The sequence below is a fragment of the Bradyrhizobium sp. Kon56 genome (assembly GCF_055807635.1).
In genome coordinates, this window is the sequence record NZ_JBVVOU010000214.1 from 1 (window position 1) to 361 (window position 361).

Below are 361 nucleotides of genomic sequence, written 5' to 3' on the forward strand. Positions count from 1 at the left end.
TCGAGCGCGTGAACATGAACTCCAGATGAAGCGAGATCGACTTGCGCTTGAGAGGCATCGCATCCAACGACGCTGGGCGAAAACTTCGGAACCATCAATGCCGAAAACCTGCGACGCGCCCATGGCCTGATCGAAAGCGGCAAATCCAAGGGCAAGATCGTCCTGGAAGGCTTCTGACCCTTTACACAAGAGACTGAACAATGACTCATTTCAACGCGATTCCAGCGGACCAGGCCAGCGGCGCAACCGCCGAGGTTTACACGAGTATCAAGCAGGCGCTGGGCAGAGTGCCTAACGCTTATGCCACACTGGCAACCCTCGCGCCGCAAGCGCTGAAGGCGATGCTGGCGGCCGACAGGGT

At 58.2% G+C, this 361-nt stretch carries 1 pseudogene; it reads left to right on the forward strand.

Annotated elements, in window-relative coordinates:
• Positions 1-66: 66 nt before the first annotated feature.
• A pseudogene (locus tag AC0L3B_RS38690) lies at positions 67-177 on the forward strand (zinc-binding alcohol dehydrogenase family protein); the annotation flags it as partial.
• Positions 178-361: the final 184 nt, after the last annotated feature.